Raw genomic sequence first — 16788 nt, forward strand, 5'->3', positions numbered from 1 at the left:
CTGCACGGCTGGCCCGGTCACACCGCGGCCGACCTGGTCCGGATGGCCGCGGGCGCGACCGCCAGCGGCCGCTCCGGCGGCGATCGGCGGCCGGTGATTGAGGTGCGGCAGGGCGACATCACCGCGGTCCGGGTGGACGCGATCGTCAACGCCGCGAACTCGTCGCTGCTCGGTGGGGGCGGCGTGGACGGCGCGATCCACCGGGCCGGGGGCCCGCGGATCCTGGACGCCTGCCGGCACCTGCGGGCGACCACGCTGCCCGACGGGTTGGCCGCAGGCGCGGCCGTCGCGACGACGGCGGGCGACCTGCCCGCCGAGCACGTGATCCACACGGTCGGGCCCGTGTACTCCGGGAGTGAGGACCGCTCGGCGGTGCTGCGATCCGCCTACACCCGGAGCCTCGCCGTCGCGGACGGCCTCGGCGCACGCAGCGTCGCGTTTCCGCTGATCTCCGCTGGCGCGTACGGGTGGCCGCGCGAGGACGCCGTCCGCCAGGCGATCGCCGCGGTCACCGCCGCCGGGACGGCGGTCGAACGGATCGTCCTCGTCGCCTATGACCGGGACACCGCCGACCTGATGCGGCGGGCGCTCTGATCAGACCATCTCGGGAACATGCAGGTGCGCGATCGCGAGGTCGAACATGCACGTGTCGAGCACCGTGGCACCCATCTCCCGGGTCACGGCGGCGCGCATCTCGTCCGCGGTCTCCTGATTGCGCTCGAACGTTGCGCGGCTGTCCCAGGTCACCGACACCACCGCGCGGCCTGCGGCGTGGTCGACCATCATGCTGGCGCTGCAGAACCCGTCGAGTTCCTCCATGCGCGGCAGGGCGGTCAGCCGGAACACGTCGACGGCCCGCGACATGTGCCCCGGCTCCAGCTTGAGCCAGGTCACGCGGACGCAGGATCCGCGGTCCGAGTGGTGGTCGCGGTGCAGTGCCGCGATGTCCCAGCGCTCGACGGTCGCGGTGCCGTGGAACATCTCGGTCGCGCGGTCCCGCAGCTCCCGGACCGGACCTTCACTGCCGCGGAGGGCGTCCTCGTCCATCCAGGAGCTGGTCGCGATGCACCGGCCGGACTCGCGGTCGACGAGCAGGGACAGGCCCGCGCACCCCTCGTAGTCCGCGAGAGCGGGCATGACCGTGTCACTCATGTGTTTGATGCCCGCGTCGATGAACGACGGGTGCGCCTGAATCGTGGTGGAACGTGCGTACACGGCCTACCCCTTCCGGTCGAGGCGGCACCCCGGCGGCGCCACCGGCTCCCCTGATTCCCCACCCCCCCGGGACTGCTCGTGTCTCCGTTCTTCACCTTCCTCCGTGGCCCGGCGCGAGGCAATGGCCCCGCCGCGCCGATTGCACTACCGGCCGGTAGGTCTGCCGCGCTGGTCGCAGGCGTAAAATTCGGTCGACTTGTGCCCGTCCGCTGTCGAAGGGAATCGGATTGAACGCGCACACCGGGGAACGTGAACAACTGGAGTTTCAGGCGGAGACCCGCCAGCTGCTGGACCTGATGGTCCACTCCATCTACTCGAACAAGGACTCCTTCCTGCGGGAGCTCGTGTCCAACGCGTCGGATGCGTTGGACAAGCTGCGGCTGGCGGCGTTCCAGGACAAGGACCTGGACGCCGACACCGCCGACCTGCACATCGAGATCGCCGTCGACACGGATGCGCGCATCCTGACGATCCGGGACAACGGCATCGGCATGTCCCGCGACGAGGTGGTCGACCTGATCGGCACCCTCGCCCGCTCCGGCACCGCCGAGCTGCGGCGGAAGCTGAAGGAGGCGAAGGACGCGGCCGCCAGCGAAGAGCTGATCGGCCAGTTCGGCATCGGCTTCTACTCGACGTTCATGGTCGCCGACCGGGTGGCCCTGCTGACCCGCAAGGCGGGCGAGGCGACGGGCACCCGCTGGGAGTCGAGCGGCGAGGCGACCTACACGATCGAGGCCGTCGACGACGCGCAGCAGGGAACCTCGGTGATCCTGCACCTCAAGCCCGCCGATACCGAGGATCAGCTCCACGACTACACCGCGGAGTGGAAGATCAAGGAACTGGTCAAGCGGTACTCCGACTTCATCGCCTGGCCGATCCGGATGGACGTCGAACGCCGCACCCCCGCCGAGGGTGGTGAGCCGGAGCGGGTCGAGATCGAGACCCAGACGCTGAACTCGCAGAAGGCGCTGTGGGCGAAGTCGAAGGACGAGGTGTCCGACGAGGAGTACACCGAGTTCTACCGGCACATCGCGCACGCCTGGGACGACCCGCTCGAGACGATTCCGATGAAGGCGGAGGGCACCTTCGAGTACCAGGCGCTGCTGTTCATCCCGAAGCACGCGCCGTTCGACCTGTTCATGCGGGACGGCAAGACCGGCGTGCAGCTGTACGTCAAGCGGGTGTTCATCATGGACGACGCCGACGAACTGCTTCCCGAGTATCTGCGATTCGTCAAGGGTGTCGTCGACGCGCAGGATCTCTCGCTCAACGTCTCGCGGGAGATCCTGCAGCAGGACAGGCAGATTCGGGCGATCCGACGGCGCCTCACCAAGAAGGTACTCACCACGATCCGGGAGATCCAGGCAACCCGGCCCGACGACTACCGCACCCTGTGGTCGGAGTTCGGCAGGGCGCTGAAGGAGGGCCTGGTCGCCGACGCGGACAATCGTGATGTGCTGCTGCAGATCTCGTCGTTCGCGTCGACCGCGTGCGAGGACGCGCAGACCACGCTCGCGGAGTACGTCGGGCGGATGAAGGACGGGCAGAAGCAGATCTACTTCGCGGCAGGCGAGTCGCGTCAGCTGCTGGAGAACTCGCCGCACCTGGAGGCCTTCAAGGCGAAGGGCCTCGAGGTGCTGCTGCTCACCGATCCGGTGGACGAGGTGTGGGCCTCGCAGGTGCCGGAGTTCGAGGGCCTGACCTTCCAGTCCGTCGCCAAGGGCGAGGTCGATCTCGACGCCGAGGCTGATGGTGCGGACGACTCCGCGCGGGAGGAGCGCGAGAAGGACTTCGCGGACCTGCTGACCTGGCTCACCGACACCCTCGGCGACCACGTCAAGTCGGTGCGGTTGTCGACTCGCCTGACCACCTCCCCGGCCTGCATCGTCGGCGACGACTTCTCCATGTCCCCAGCGCTGGAGCGGATGTACCGGGCGTCCGGCCAGCCCGTCCCGGCGACCAAGCGGATCCTCGAGCTCAACCCGGATCATCCGCTGGTGCAGGCGCTGCGGACCGCCCGCGCCGAGCGGCCCGAAGATTCCGCGGCAGCGGAGACCGCGGAACTGCTCTACGGCATGGCGCTGCTGGCCGAGGGCGGCGAACTCGCCGACCCGGCCCGGTTCACCACCCTGCTCGCGAACCGGTTGGCCGCCACGGTCTGACGCCGGTTTCCGCGCCGCGGCGGTCGGTCCGATTCGGGCCGGCCGCCGCTGCTATCGTCGGCCGGTGCCGCGGATGAGCGCCCAGGATGCGCAGTCGTATTGGATTTCCCGGCGGATACCCACCGATCAGTTCCTGCTCTACTGCTTCGCCGCGACCCCGCACCCGCTCGCGGTGATCGGCGAGCAGCTGCGGGTCCGCGCGTGCGCGGTCGCGGACCTGCGGATCCGGGTGCGGGAGGTGCCGGGCGGGATGGACCTGCCGCACTGGGTGCCGATGGACCCCGCCGCCGCCCCGATCCGGCTGCACGCCGGACCGATGTCGTGGGGCGGCTGCCGGGAGGCCGTCGCGGCGCTGCTCACCGACCGGCTCGACGCGACCCAATCGCCTTGGCGGCTCCACCTTTTCGGCCCCGTGGCGGGGGCGCCGGAATGCGGCTCCGGGGACGCGGTGGTCGCGGTGCTGCAGGTCGCGCACGCACTCGGGGACGGGCGCCGGGCCTCGGCGATCGCCCGCGACCTGTTCGCGCCCGTCCCGCCCGCCCCACCCGCCGCCGCCGCGCCCTGGCGACCCGCGCAGGCCGTCGCCGCCGCCGCGGTCCGGCTCCCGATCCAGGTCGGGCAGATGCTGGTGCGGGCCCGCCCCGCCTATCTCGGGCATCAGCGGCTGGTCCGGGACACCGCGGCGGGGGTGATCCCCGCGGCCCCGCCGAGCCTGCCGAAGCTGCTCACGAACGCCGCGCCGGACGGCCGCCGCGCCATCGCGACGGTGGTCGTCGATGCGGACACCCTGCGCGGCGCGGGGAGCACCGTCACGGTCGGCGCGATGACCGCGATCTCGATGGCACTGACCCGGTACCTGCGCGGGCGGGGCGCCGACCCGGCCGCCTGCCTCGCCGCCGAGGTCACCGTCGCGAAGCCGGGGCGGCCGGTGTCCCGCAACCACTTCCGCAACGTGGCGGTGGACCTGCACCCACGGATCGAGGATCCGGCGGAGCGGGCGGCCGCGATCGCCGAGTCGCTCCGGCGCAGGCGGCTGCGCGCCGACCACCCGTCCGGTGCGGCGGAGGACCGGGTGCTGGCCGCCGTGCCCGCGCCGCTGCTGCGCCACGGCGTCGAGCATTTCGACTTCACCGCGGTGCCGGACGAGGTCACCGGCAACACCGTGGTCTCCAGCGTGGACCGCGGCCCCGACGACCTCACCCTCGGCGGCGGCCGGGTGCGGTTCACCGCGGGATTCCCTGCGCTGTCGCAGTTCATGGGCCTCACGCACGGCGTGCACGGGATGGGGGGTCGGGTCACGATCTCGGTCGTCACCTCACCCGCGGTACTGCCCGACCTCGACGGGTACGTCGATCTGCTCAGGTACGCGGTGCGCCGCCTCGGCGCGGGTCGGGACCGGGATACGCCCTGATCGGGGGTGAGTCGTGGCGAACTCGTCGCCGGCCCGCTACTGTGACCGGTGCCGGACGGAACCGGCGTCTGCACCAAACGAACGGAGTCCCGACATGTCGACCCTTATTTTCGATGCGCTCGTGCCCTACGTCGGTGAGAAGCCCGCGACCGACCTGGCGAACCTGCTTGCCGTCGGACCGTAATCGTTCGGGCACACCCGAAACCTGCCGGGGCCCGGCGGAACCCAGTGTTCCGCCGGGCCTCGCGTTGTCCGCGGGGTGCGTCCGGCCGCCCTAGGCAGTGTTTCGAAAGTGGGTGCACCGGCGGGAATCACACTCAGGCAGGCGTGTCGTGGCAACTGAATGAGCGAGGTCTCCGGTAGAGGGTTGTTCGACCAAGAAGAACCTGAATACCGGAGACCTCGTGCCCAGCGTAGCGGTGCCGGGGCGAGCGGACCTGACCGACGCACAGTGGGCGTTGCTGGGTCCGATGCTGCCTCGAGGGAAGAAGGCGGGCCGACCGCCGAAGTGGACGAAACGCCAGCTCATCGACGGGATCCGGTGGCGGATCCGCACCGGTGCCCCGTGGCGGGACGTCCCGGCCCAGTACGGGCCGTGGCAGACGATCTACGGACTGTTCCGCCGCTGGCAACGCGCCGGGGTGTGGGCGTCGATCCTCACCCGGTTGCAGGCCCTCGCCGACGCCGCCGGCCAGATCGTGTGGGATGTCAGCGTCGACTCGACCATCGCCCGAGCGCACCAGCACGCGGCCGGTGCCCGCAAGGACGGCGGCGGGCAGGTCGAGCCGCCCGGCGGCGTAGAGACTGAACCCGTCGACCACGTGTTGGGGCGCTCCCGCGGTGGCTGGACCACGAAGACCCATCTGGCGTGCGAGCAGGGCCGTAAACCGCTGTCGATCGTCGTTACCGCAGGCCAGTGCGGTGACAGTCCGCAGTTCGTCACCGTGCTCGAGGGGATTCGGGTGCCGCGGATCGGGCCGGGCAGGCCGCGGTGCCGCCCGCGGTCGGTGTTGGCGGACAAGGCGTACAGCAGTGTCGCCAATCGCGAGTATCTCCGCAAGCGGGGTATCCGGGCGACGATCCCGGTCAAGTCGGATCAGGCCGCGAACCGAAAGCGCAAGGGTTCGGCTGGTGGCCGGCCCCCGGTGTTCGACACCGAGCACTACAAGCAGCGTCATGCGGTCGAGTGCGGTATCAATCTGCTCAAGCAGAACCGTGGTGTGGCAACGAGATACGACAAGCTCGCCGTCCGTTACACCGCCACGATCTGTATCGCGGCGATCAACCTGTGGCTCGGCATCCCGGGCCTGTGAAACATGGCTGAGGGTGCAGGTTCGGTTACCGGCGGGATTTCACCGTTGGTTGATCCGCGGGACCGCCGCCGTCCACCACTACCAAATGGCGTCACCCGCCGCCGAGGCCTTGTATGCAGTCGACGCCGACCACCGGGTTCCTTACTGAGAGGTACAAACCGCAACCGGAACGTGACCATGACACGTATGTCCAGTTCGAGAAGATCGGGCGGTTTTCGGTGAAGCTCAGGCCGGTCACAGCTTGTGACCGGTGACCTCACAGAGGGCGCGAGCCGGTGGAACCGAGAACGTCTCGCTCTCACTGTCGTTCCAGCTTCCTTGGTGAGGTATGTCCGGATTCAGGCGGGGAGGATGCACTTGAGCACGCGACGAATCGGCGGCGGCTGGTGGATGCGGTGGGGCTCTGCTTTTGCGCTTACCGCCGCGATGGTGGCCGGCGGTGGGATCGCCGTCGCGCAGCCGACCACCACAGCACCGGATGCTCCGACACTCTACGAGCGGCATGTTCCCGGTCCCCCGGTCGACGAGCAGGCGCGCGCGCAGATCCAGAGCATCTTGCCGCCCTGCGACCGTCACCGCTACACCTCGTGCGAGACGTACACGGAACGGGTCGAGCAGTTCACCAAGGCCAATCCCAGTGCGCCCGAGGTGATCACCGGCGTGTGGAGTGTCTACATCCAGCTGAACATCAATTCCCAGTACGGCCTCCAACGGTCGATGGTGGTCGCGGAAGTCTCGACGCTCGCTACGTGGGGAACGCCGGTACCGGGAACCCTGGATTTCAGCGTCGCCGCGCACCCGTCCGGCGCCGTCTCCGAGGAGATCCTGAACTTCAGCATGCCGCTGACCGATCAGAGCAACGACATCGTGCAGGAACCGTACTTCGCCCCCCTGGCGACGATCAACACCGATCGGACCGAATTCACGTACGCGTACCAGTCGCACACACCCGCGCAGCCGGTCACTCCGGGCCCGACCTACAAGGCCGCATCGCAAACTCTGCGGTGCGACAAGGCACAAGAGGTCAACGGCGGAACCGGATGCGTGAACCCGGACTACACCCCCAACGTCGCCTACTACAGCTCGGCCTACCCCTACATCGCAGCGAACATCTCCGCAGATCAGTCCGCGACAGGACGGGGACAGCTGGGTAGCCCGCTGCACCGCACCGATTCGGGTACCCGAGACGCGAACCGAGCAGCCGCATGCAGTACGGCGCGGACGTCAGCGCTGGGCCCGCCAGACCCCACCATGGTCAATCCTGAGTGCGACGAGTACCCCTTCGCATCGACAGCTGAAGGCGGCGCCACATCGAGTATCGCCTGGGTACCCAAGACTGAAAACTCCGCCCAGGGAGATCTCATGGCCTCGTTCTACCGGCTCAACCGAATCATGACCGGCGATGCATTCACCGTCAGCACGACGTAGCCGGCTCCACCGGACCCACCACAACCCATGAAGGAGTTCAACATGACTCGACGCAATCTGAAATCTGCACTGGCTGCTGGCGCGGTCGCCGGAGCAGCGTTGCTCGCTGCTCCCGGCATTGCGGGGGCGGACACCCTCAGCGGCTGGGTCGGAGCAACGCTTCCGGTCAACGGGAACCTGCTGTTGCACCAGTCGACGATCATCAACGACCCCAACCTGGTCGCCCAATCCAAGGTGTGGACGGTCGCCGGTAACGACGTCGCTCCCGCCGGACTCGGCGCCCGAGCGCGGCTGTTCAAGAGCGGCGCCCTCTGCCAGGCCATCGACTACCGCTACAACGTCCGCCCCGCCCCCCAGATGATGGTGGGCACCACCGCGGTGTGCGGAACCGGGTGGTACAACAGCCACGGATTCGTCGCCGCGTGGGACGGTGTCAGTACCTACAAGGAGTACGTCACCTTCCCGACCGACCCGCTGTACTTCGACGTTCCTGCACCGCTCAGTGCCCGCGCCCAGGTCGCCGAGACCATCGACATCGAAACCGGAACCAACAATCGGGGGCAGTCGTTCGGATCCGGCGAAGGAATCGATGCCGACGCAGACCTTCCCGACCTGATCGCCGCGATCGGCTCGAACGGCGAGATCGGGTACATCCATAAGGATGCACTCGGCGGACCCGCGGCAACCCCCGAGCAGGCCCTGGCCACCGATCCCGGTGCGCGAACGGTCCCGCTCTACGACACGGACGGTACGACTGTCATCGGTGAGTTCGCCGTCTCCTGACCGACACGACCGGTGGTTGGGCGAGACCCGCCCAACCACCGGCGCTCACTCGGAATCAACCGTCCTGACCATCTTGTACGCAGCGACCGGCTCCAGCGTGGCCGGAGCGGCGACGACGTCCCAGATGAAGCGTCCGTACGCCGTCAGCCGAAAGGTCGACGCACGTGGCACCTCGCTGATCGCCTGAAGAAACTCTTCCTTCCCCTCGGCTCGCCACACGTCGACATCGATTGGCTTGCGCGTATTCTCCCGATACTTGTCCATATCGAAATCCAGAGTGACAGGGATTGTCGTCCCGCTGATTTCACCGGAGTCGATATCGTGCAGAAGGCGCGCGAAGAGCGGATCGCCGCTCTGGCGGGCAACAGCATCCCGCACTACCGAGAGCGCAACGCTCTGCACCTCGGGCTGTTTCGTCCGGAGATCCGCGCCGCGGTACACGCCGTCGGCTTCCGCGGCCTGAACGAAGTCGACGAAGTCCATGTTCGCGATGGACAGGTTCGACTCCACAGCCTCGATCACCGGCTGCGTCACCCGCACACTCTGACCCCGAACGTGCCCCGTCGACTCCCTGCCCGTGTCCACCACCAGCAGCGGATGCTCTGGATCGGTCATCGTTCGACTGTCCGCCACAAAAACATAGGACTGGTCAGGCCGCGCCACTTTCAACAGCCCGCCGATGGTCAACCCCTCGAACTGCGGATCATCGACCACGGTGAATTGCGGGTAGTACTCGTCCTCGTCCTCATCCTCGTTGACGGTCGATCGCAACACCTCCCGCCACAGGGCATCATCCGAAAAGTCGGTACGGACAAGCAAGGACAATCCCTCGGGCAACTGACGATCCATCACTGCACGATACGACGCACACTGCCGAGACCGGACGATGGTGCGACACGAATGGGTCTCTGAACACCGACGTCTATGCGATCATCTCCGACCACGACACGCCGACCAGTAGCGATTCCCTCGGCGGAACCACTTCTGAAACACGGCCTAGCCCCGCCAGGTGACGCCAGCGAACTCGACCCCGCGGAACGCGGCGAGCGCGGCGGCCTGCTCCTCGACCGCCTCCGCCGCGGCGGACGGCCCGCCCTCCGTCGGCCACCGCGTCACCTCCACCGCCAGCCGCCGCCCCGTCGTCCGCGGCCGCCACTCGCCGATCACCTCGCCGCCGACGGCGACGGCCCCCGGCCGACCCAGCGTCGGCCACAACGCCTTCCGTCGGGTCTCGTCGCGGACGAGCAGGCCCCGGTCCTTCAGCTGCAGGTACGGGTCGAACGGGCCGAGCAGCCGCACCGACCCGTCGGCCGGTGCGACGAACAGTGCATCGGCATCGTCGGCCAGGATCGACCGGGACACACCGTCCACCGCAACGGTGACGATGTCGGTGGGCCAGTTCCGCTTCACCTCCGCGACCGGCGCATCGAGGTAGGAGGCGACGGTCTTCGGGTCGGTCGGGCCGAAGAAACGCAGGTATCCGCGGATCACGTCGACCCGGGGGTCGGCGTCGGTCGCGAGCCGGTCGTACGGGGCCGGCCGCCAGCCGGGGATGCGTTCGAGGATCGGCGGTGAGGTTCCCCGGCGCAGTTCCAGGCCCGCGTGCAGCGCGGCGAGCCGGAACGGCATCTCGTACAGGTGCGTGGCGTTGCACGGCCGACAGAACCGCAGGTACGGCTCGCTCATCCGCTCGGACAACGCACCCGACATGTCGCCCTTGACGGTCGGTTCCCGGACGATATCGCGCATCGCGGCCGCGACGGCACGCAGCGCGTCGAGCGCGGGGATCCCGGCTGCCTTCAGCGGCCGGTTCGCATCGAAGATGCGCTTGCCCGCGTCCGACTCCGACAGCGGTGCGGTCGCCACCGCAACCGCGGGCAGGTCGGCTCGGCGATAGCAGTGCGGTGCGCCGCGGATGGTCCAGGCGAGGGCGAGGTCGCCCGCCGTGTCCGGCGGGGTGCCGCGCAGGTGCAGCGCAAGGGCCGCGCCGTCCGGTCCGGTGTTCTGGACGCCGATGTCGAGGACGTCGCAGTCGGTGGGCCCGGCCGCGTCGCCGACGGCCCTGCCGAGTTGGTGGACCCGCCACCGGTACGAGAGAACCTGTGCGCGAGACACGTTCATCGTCATGGCGCGAGTGTAGGGCCGGGCGCCGACCCTCCCGGCGCAGCGACGCGACCCGTCACACCAGCTGCGGGTCGAGCGCCGCGATCGCGCTCCGGTCGGCGATCACGTCGAGCCCAACGATCCGATCCCCGACGACCGTGAAGGTGAACACCGACCGCGGCGTGCCCCCGGGCGCCCATGCCGCACCGAGGTCGCCGCCGATGGTGGCGAGCCGGGCGCCGGTGGCGCGGCCACGGAACGCCTCCGCCACCGCGGGGGCGCCGTGCATCCGCGCCGCCAGCGCGGGCGCACCGAAGGCGAGCGCCGCGGTCGCCGAGGAGACCGCGGCACCGTCGGCGCGCAGCACCACGTCGGGGTCGAGCACCGTGAGCAGGTCCTCGAAGCGGCCCTCGCGGGCGGCGACGAGGAAGGCGTCGACCACCCGGCGCCGGTGGTGCCGGGCGTGGTCGGGGACCGACGCACCGCGGACCCGGCGACGGGCCCGGCTGGCCAGCTGTCGGGTCGCGGTGGGGGACCGGTCGACGATCGGCGCGATCTCGTCGAACGGGACCGCGAACATGTCGTGCAGCACGAACGTCAACCGTTCCGCTGGGGCAAGGGTGTCGAGCACCACCATCATCGCGATGCCGATCTCGTCGACGAGGACGGCCTCGTCCTCCGGTGCCGGATCCGGCCGTGGATCGGACACCGCCCGAGGGGACGGCTCGTCCAGCGGCACCTCGGGACGGGATCCGCGGGACCGCAGCATGTCCAGGCAGACCCGGCTCAGCACCGTCGTCAGCCAGCCCCCGAGATTCTGCACGGCAGCGGCGTCGGAGCGGCTCAGCCGCAGCCACGTCTCCTGCACCGCGTCGTCGGCCTCGCTGGTCGATCCGAGCATCCGGTAGCCGACCGCGCGCAAATGGTCGCGGTGCTCCTCGAACTGCCGTGCCAGAAGTTCGTCGTTCACGCTGTCACATTCTTCCCGCCCGATCCGTCAACGAGATGACGAACACGAGCATCGAACGACCGGAACACCGATCAGTCCGAAGCACCGATCAGTCCGAAGCACCGATGAAGGAGCACACCATGAAGGCTCGCATGAACAACCCGGCGATGGTCCTGCCCGGCGCGGTCGCCGCGCTGCAAGCGGTGAGTGCCAGCACCGCGGGCAGCGGCCTGCCCCCGAGCATCGTGCACCTGGTGCACATCCGGGCCAGCCAGATCAACGGCTGCAGCGTGTGCCTCGAGATGCACTCGAAGGAGGCGCTGCGCGACGGGGACAGCACCGACCGGCTGCTCGCGGTCGCCGCATGGCGGGAGTCGTCGCACTTCAGCGATCCCGAGCGGGCGGCGCTCGCCCTCACCGAGGCCGTCACCCGGATCGCGGATCGGCCGGACGCCGTCCCGGACCCGGTGTGGGACGACGCCGCCGACCACTTCGACGAGCAGCAGCTGGCCGCGCTGACGCTGGAGATCGCGACGATCAACCTGTGGAACCGGCTCAACGTCACCGTCCGGCAGCCCGCGGGGCAGTCCTGGTGACGATGCAACGGTGACACGACGAGGGCCCGGCGGGATCGCTCCCACCGGGCCCTGAGTCATCACCGCCCTTACAGGCCGGGACGCTTCCCGACCGTGAGGGTGACCTCGCCGGTGTGCGCGAAGAAGTCGTTGCCCTTGTCGTCGACGACGATGAACGCCGGGAAGTCCACGACGTCGATCTTCCAGACCGCCTCCATGCCGAGCTCCTCGTACTCGATGACCTCGACGTTTTTGATGCAGTCCAGTGCCAGCCGCGCCGCGGGACCGCCGATCGAGCCGAGGTAGAAGCCGCCGTGCGCGTCGCACGCGTCGGTGACCTGCTTGGAGCGGTTGCCCTTCGCCAGCATCACCATCGAGCCGCCCGCCGCCTGGAACTGCTCGACGTAGGAATCCATCCGGCCCGCGGTGGTCGGTCCGAACGAACCCGACGCCATGCCCTCCGGGGTCTTCGCCGGGCCGGCGTAGTACACCGGGTGGTCCTTGAGGTACTGCGGCATGTCCTCGCCTGCGTCGAGGCGTTCCTTGATCTTCGCGTGCGCGATGTCGCGGGCCACGACCAGCGGACCGGTCAGCGACAGCCGGGTCTTGACCGGGTGCTTGGACAGTTCGGCGAGGATCTCCGGCATCGGGCGGGTCAGGTCGATCTTCACCGCGGCACCCTTGCCGGTGCCCGAGACGCCGGACGTCTCGGCGTCCAGCTCGGAGTCGGTGACCTCGGGCAGGAACCGGCCCGGGTTGAACTCGAGCTGCTCGAGGAACACGCCCTCCGGGGTGATCTTCGCCTTCGCCTGCCGGTCCGCGGAGCAGGACACCGCGATCGCGACGGGCAGCGAGGCGCCGTGCCGCGGCAGGCGGACGACGCGGACGTCGTGGCAGAAGTACTTGCCGCCGAACTGCGCGCCGATGCCGATCTTCTGCGTCAGCTCGAAGACCTTCTTCTCCAGCTCGTGGTCGCGGAAGCCGCGGCCGGTCATCGCGCCTTCGGTGGGCAGCTCGTCCAGGTAGTGCGCGGACGCGTACTTCGCGGTCTTGAGCGCGAACTCGGCCGAGGTGCCGCCGACCACGATCGCCAGGTGGTACGGCGGGCACGCGGCGGTGCCGAGCGAGCGGATCTTGGCCTCGAGGAACTGCATCATCGAGTCCGGGTTCAGGATGGCCTTGGTCTCCTGGTACAGGTACGACTTGTTGGCCGATCCGCCGCCCTTGGCCATGAACAGGAACTTGTAGGAGTTCTCGTGGCCCTTGGCGGTGTCCGCGTACAGCTCGATCTGCGCGGGCAGGTTGTTGCCGGTGTTCTTCTCGTCCCACATGGTGAGGGGAGCGTTCTGCGAGTAGCGCAGGTTCAGCCGGGTGAAGGCGTCGTACACGCCGCGGGCGATCGCCTCGTCGTCGTCGCCCGGCGTCAGCACGTGCTGGCCGCGCTTGCCCATCACGATCGCGGTGCCGGTGTCCTGGCACATCGGCAGCACCCCGGCCGCGGCGATGTTCGCGTTCTTCAGCAGGTCGAGCGCGACGAACTTGTCGTTGTTCGACGCCTCGGGGTCGTCGAGGATGCTTGCGACCTGCGTGAGGTGGTCGGTGCGCAGGTAGTGGGAGATGTCGTGCAGCGCGGTCTCGGTGAGCAGCCGCAGCGCCTCGGGCTCGACCTGCAGGAAGGTGCGGCCGTCCGGTCCTTCGACCGTGGACACCCCCTCGGTGGTCAGCAGCCGGTACTCGGTGGGATCTTCCCCGATCGGCAGCAGGTCCTCGTAGAGGAAGTCGGCCATCATCTCTCCTGGGAATGGGCGTGTGAAGTCGAGAACCAGGCTAAACCTGCCGTCCGGCGCCGACGACGGCGGGGATCATACGGCCCAGGCACCCGTCGTGGGGTCCGTACACTCGGTGCGGTGTCGGATACAGCTGCCGCGGCAGGGCCTGGCCTCCCCGCGATCACGCGACCGAGGTTCCATGCGTATCTCGACGTGGCCATCGTCGTGGTGGTGTTGGTCGCCACGAACCTGATCGCGCACTTCACCACGGTGTGGGCGTCGATCGCCGCCGTCCCGATCTCGGCCGCGGTGCTGCTCGGCCTCGGGCGTGGACGCGGCCTCGGCTGGGCCGAGCTCGGTCTGTCGCCGCGGCACTGGCGCAAGGGCAGCCTCTACGCGGTGGGAGCGGTCGCACTGGTCCTCGGCGTCGTCGCGGTCGCGATCGCGGTGCCGCTCACGCGGCAGTTCTTCCTGAGTAATCGGTACGCGACGGTGTCCGGCGCGTTGATCGCATCGATGATCATCATTCCGCTGCAGACGGTGATTCCCGAGGAGCTCGCGTTCCGCGGTGTCCTGCACGGGACCCTGGACCGGCTGTGGGGTGCCCGCGGGGTGTTCGCCGCGGGCTCACTGCTCTTCGGGCTCTGGCACATCGCGTCGTCGCTCGGGTTGACCAGTGGCAACGCGGGGCTGTCCGGGGTGCTCGGTGGCGGACTGGTCGGTCAGGTGCTCGGCATCGCGGGGGCGGTCGCCGCGACGGCGCTGGCCGGTGTCGCGTTCACCTGGCTGCGGCGGCGCAGCGGCAGCCTGCTCGCACCGATCGCGCTGCACTGGTCGCTGAACGGGGTCGGCGCCCTTGCCGCGGCCCTCGTCTGGCATGTGACGACGAGCTGACCGCGCGGTTCAGGCGTCGTCGAGTTCGAGGCGGTGCGCGTGACCGGCCTGACGTTGGTCGGCGACCCGCTCGCGGAAGCGACGGCGGAACTCGTCCTCCTCGTCGAGCAGCGCCTGCTCCCTGGCCCGTTCGCGTTCGCGGGCGAAGTGGACGGCCGGGTGGACGTGCTGCTCGGGAAGCGGCATCGGACGACGCGGCCTGCCGACGAGCAGCCACAATGCGCCGCCGATACCCGGTAGCAGGAGCGTCACCGCGAGCCACGCGGTGCGCGGCAACACCCTGACCTGCCACGGCGCCCTGGTATGGACATCCACGACGGGCCAGACCCAGACCAGTGCGGTGATCCCTGCCAACACGATGAGTGTCATGGTGAAGTCGTTCCTCCCCTTCCGGGCGTGTGTGACGCCTGTCGCCGGGGGATCGACCGGGTCGGCCGTTCCCCTGACCCCCGCAGGGAGGCTACGGGGTGGGTCCGGCGTTCCGCCGGGGTTGTGAGCAGTACTTAGGGATTGCTCAGAAACGCGGAACTTGCTAGTCGAGCCGCACCCAGCGTCCGAACGGCGGCGGGCCCTCGCCGTGCACCTTGATTCGTTGCGGGTCGTCGGGGGTGATGTGCATCCATTCGTACCCGTGCAGCACGTGCTCCTCGGCGCCGTCGCGGTTCGCGACGACGAGGTCGCCGTTGGGGCGCTGCTCGAACGTGAAGGGGCTTTCGGGGGCGATCGCCCACCAGGTCTCTTTCGACATGACGCCTCGCGCTCCTCGGGGAGGTCGGATGGGAGGTCGTGTGATCGACGGGTGCCGCCGACCGGCGGTGATGTCCCGAGCGTACCGCCGACGCCGGGCAGGGCAGCGCCGGTCGTGGTGCGGGTGAGACCGGAAGGGGTTTGTGCGACTGGCAGGCACCACTGTGGTGTGGTGCAATTCTGCAAACGTCCCCGGCGAAATGAGGCACCGTGCAGGTAACCCGACGTGAACTGTTCCGGTACGCCGCGGTCGGGTCGGCCGCGCTCGGTGCCGCGGCACTCGGGGCGGGCAGCTTCGCGGCGTCCGCGGCGCCGGTCGGTGGCACGCTGATCGACTACTCCGGCGGGGTTCCCGACGCCGCCGCGATCTCCGCGGCCGGGCACGCGGGTGCGATCCGGTACGTCTCCGACCGCAGGCCGGAGGCGCAGTGGATGCTCGGGAAGCCGATGCGGGCGGACGAGGCGTCGGCGTTGACCGCGGCGGGACTCGAGGTGGTCTCCTGCTACCAGTTCGGCAAGGGCGCCACCTCGGACTGGCGGGGCGGGCTCGACGCGGGCACCCGGCACGCCGAGCGGGGCCTGGAATTGCACCGCGCCGCCGGCGGACCGGAGGGCAGGCCGATCTACGCGTCGATCGACGACAACCCGACCGCGCAGGAGATCACCACCCAGATCATTCCGTACCTGCGGGGATGGGAAGCGGTCGTCGGGCAGGAGAACACCGGCGTCTACGCGAACTCCGGCACGATCGACCGTCTCCTCGACGCCGGCGTTGGCGCGTACTTCTGGCAGCACGACTGGGGGACACCCGAGGGGTACGTGCACCCGGAGGCGCACCTGCACCAGTTCGAGATCGACAAGCGCGCCGTCGGCGGCGTCGGTGTCGACCTGAACTCGATCCTCCGGGCCGACTACGGCCAATGGTCGCTGGCCTGACGGGCCTGCTTGGCGGACCCGTCAGGCCGCGGTCACCGGTTCGCTAGCACAGCGGCTTGGCGATGTTGTAGATCTGCTTGGCCTGCTGCTCGGTGGCGAGCGTGCCGTTGTTGCCCGCGCGGACCTCAAGTTCGGCAATGACCGTCGACTCGTCGATGTTCTGATCGATCGCGGCGCAGGTCTGCGCGTAGATGTCCTCGATGGCGGCGTCGTCGCGGCCCTCGGCGAGTTCCGGGTAGCCCGCCCGGAACGCGGCGGTGAAGGTGCCTGCCTGGATGGCGTCGACGGCCCCGGTGGCACGGTCCGCGAGGCTGCTCGCGGCGGACTGCGCGGAGGAGACCGCGCCCTGCGCGGCGCTCTGCGCGGAGGAGACGGCACCCTGTGCGGCCTCGGGGGGGGGGGGGGAGGGGGACAAAGAAAAGGCAAGGGGCCTTTCAGGGGGGGTTTGCTTGGTGGGACCCTTCCCGTTTCTCTCAAAGCACCCCACCCCAGGAAACAAAAAG

Annotated in this window: 17 protein-coding genes; 9 read left to right on the top strand and 8 right to left on the bottom strand. The window is 69.3% G+C overall.

The annotated features are described in order from the left end of the window. Positions 1-42 precede the first annotated feature (42 nt). Positions 43-594: an O-acetyl-ADP-ribose deacetylase gene (locus ACFWQG_RS01480; RefSeq protein WP_378506039.1), complete on the top strand. Its 552-nt coding sequence runs from the start codon at positions 43-45 to the stop codon at positions 592-594. Here the strand turns inward: ACFWQG_RS01480 and ACFWQG_RS01485 are convergent, their stop codons facing one another. Beyond that, positions 595-1215 (bottom strand): hypothetical protein, encoded by a 621-nt coding sequence (locus ACFWQG_RS01485; RefSeq protein WP_378505791.1) that lies wholly within the window; start codon positions 1213-1215, stop codon positions 595-597. A gap of 227 nt (positions 1216-1442) precedes the next feature. On the opposite strand from ACFWQG_RS01485, the gene htpG reads away from it, so the two are divergent. The 5 genes from htpG (at position 1443) to ACFWQG_RS01510 (ending at position 8312) form a co-directional block, all read left to right on the top strand. Next, positions 1443-3377: a molecular chaperone HtpG gene (gene htpG, locus ACFWQG_RS01490; RefSeq protein ID WP_378505792.1), complete on the top strand. Its 1935-nt coding sequence runs from the start codon at positions 1443-1445 to the stop codon at positions 3375-3377. Positions 3378-3450: 73 nt separating this feature from the next. Further along, positions 3451-4788 (top strand): WS/DGAT domain-containing protein, encoded by a 1338-nt coding sequence (locus ACFWQG_RS01495; protein WP_378505793.1) that lies wholly within the window; start codon positions 3451-3453, stop codon positions 4786-4788. A gap of 419 nt (positions 4789-5207) precedes the next feature. Then, positions 5208-6101 (top strand): IS5 family transposase, encoded by an 894-nt coding sequence (locus tag ACFWQG_RS01500; protein ID WP_378506040.1) that lies wholly within the window; start codon positions 5208-5210, stop codon positions 6099-6101. Positions 6102-6458: 357 nt separating this feature from the next. Continuing rightward, positions 6459-7529 carry a NucA/NucB deoxyribonuclease domain-containing protein gene (locus ACFWQG_RS01505; protein WP_378505794.1) on the top strand — a complete coding sequence of 357 codons (1071 nt, stop codon included), beginning with the start codon at positions 6459-6461 and terminating at the stop codon, positions 7527-7529. A gap of 42 nt (positions 7530-7571) precedes the next feature. Beyond that, positions 7572-8312 (top strand): hypothetical protein, encoded by a 741-nt coding sequence (locus tag ACFWQG_RS01510; RefSeq protein ID WP_378505795.1) that lies wholly within the window; start codon positions 7572-7574, stop codon positions 8310-8312. Positions 8313-8357: 45 nt separating this feature from the next. Here ACFWQG_RS01510 and ACFWQG_RS01515 read toward each other — a convergent pair whose 3' ends face one another. The 3 genes from ACFWQG_RS01515 to ACFWQG_RS01525 all read right to left on the bottom strand — a co-directional run bounded on the left by ACFWQG_RS01515 (position 8358) and on the right by ACFWQG_RS01525 (position 11385). Continuing rightward, positions 8358-9161, bottom strand: coding sequence for a DUF6924 domain-containing protein (locus ACFWQG_RS01515; protein ID WP_378505796.1), 804 nt, complete (start codon positions 9159-9161; stop codon positions 8358-8360). Between the two features lie 147 nt (positions 9162-9308). Next, entirely contained in the window at positions 9309-10439 is a 1131-nt protein-coding gene (locus ACFWQG_RS01520) for a winged helix DNA-binding domain-containing protein (protein ID WP_378505797.1), read from the bottom strand. Between the two features lie 52 nt (positions 10440-10491). Further along, positions 10492-11385, bottom strand: a complete 894-nt coding sequence (locus tag ACFWQG_RS01525; RefSeq protein WP_378505798.1) for a sigma-70 family RNA polymerase sigma factor — start codon at positions 11383-11385, stop codon at positions 10492-10494. Positions 11386-11504: 119 nt separating this feature from the next. Here ACFWQG_RS01525 and ACFWQG_RS01530 point away from each other — a divergent pair, with 119 nt between their 5' ends. Beyond that, positions 11505-11960 carry a carboxymuconolactone decarboxylase family protein gene (locus ACFWQG_RS01530; protein WP_378505799.1) on the top strand — a complete coding sequence of 152 codons (456 nt, stop codon included), beginning with the start codon at positions 11505-11507 and terminating at the stop codon, positions 11958-11960. A gap of 68 nt (positions 11961-12028) precedes the next feature. On the opposite strand, the gene ACFWQG_RS01535 is transcribed toward ACFWQG_RS01530, so the two are convergent. Continuing rightward, positions 12029-13726, bottom strand: coding sequence for a fumarate hydratase (locus ACFWQG_RS01535; RefSeq protein WP_378505800.1), 1698 nt, complete (start codon positions 13724-13726; stop codon positions 12029-12031). 120 nt (positions 13727-13846) lie between these two features. Between ACFWQG_RS01535 and ACFWQG_RS01540 the strand changes: the two genes are divergently transcribed. Beyond that, positions 13847-14602, top strand: coding sequence for a CPBP family intramembrane glutamic endopeptidase (locus ACFWQG_RS01540; RefSeq protein ID WP_378505801.1), 756 nt, complete (start codon positions 13847-13849; stop codon positions 14600-14602). Between the two features lie 9 nt (positions 14603-14611). Here ACFWQG_RS01540 and ACFWQG_RS01545 read toward each other — a convergent pair whose 3' ends face one another. Both ACFWQG_RS01545 and ACFWQG_RS01550 read right to left on the bottom strand, forming a co-directional pair. Beyond that, entirely contained in the window at positions 14612-14971 is a 360-nt protein-coding gene (locus ACFWQG_RS01545) for a PLD nuclease N-terminal domain-containing protein (protein WP_378505802.1), read from the bottom strand. Between the two features lie 163 nt (positions 14972-15134). Next, on the bottom strand, positions 15135-15350 hold the full coding sequence (locus ACFWQG_RS01550) for a maltose regulon activator MalT (protein ID WP_378505803.1): 216 nt from the start codon (positions 15348-15350) through the stop codon (positions 15135-15137). A 209-nt stretch (positions 15351-15559) separates the two neighbouring features. Between ACFWQG_RS01550 and ACFWQG_RS01555 the strand changes: the two genes are divergently transcribed. After that, positions 15560-16285 (top strand): DUF1906 domain-containing protein, encoded by a 726-nt coding sequence (locus tag ACFWQG_RS01555; RefSeq protein ID WP_378505804.1) that lies wholly within the window; start codon positions 15560-15562, stop codon positions 16283-16285. A gap of 43 nt (positions 16286-16328) precedes the next feature. Here ACFWQG_RS01555 and ACFWQG_RS01560 read toward each other — a convergent pair whose 3' ends face one another. Beyond that, a complete protein-coding gene (locus ACFWQG_RS01560) occupies positions 16329-16700 on the bottom strand; it encodes a hypothetical protein (RefSeq protein WP_378505805.1) in 372 nt (123 codons plus the stop codon). Positions 16701-16788 lie beyond the last annotated feature (88 nt).

It is taken from the genome of Rhodococcus sp. NPDC058532 (genome assembly GCF_042719255.1).
Classification (GTDB): domain Bacteria; phylum Actinomycetota; class Actinomycetes; order Mycobacteriales; family Mycobacteriaceae; genus Rhodococcus_G.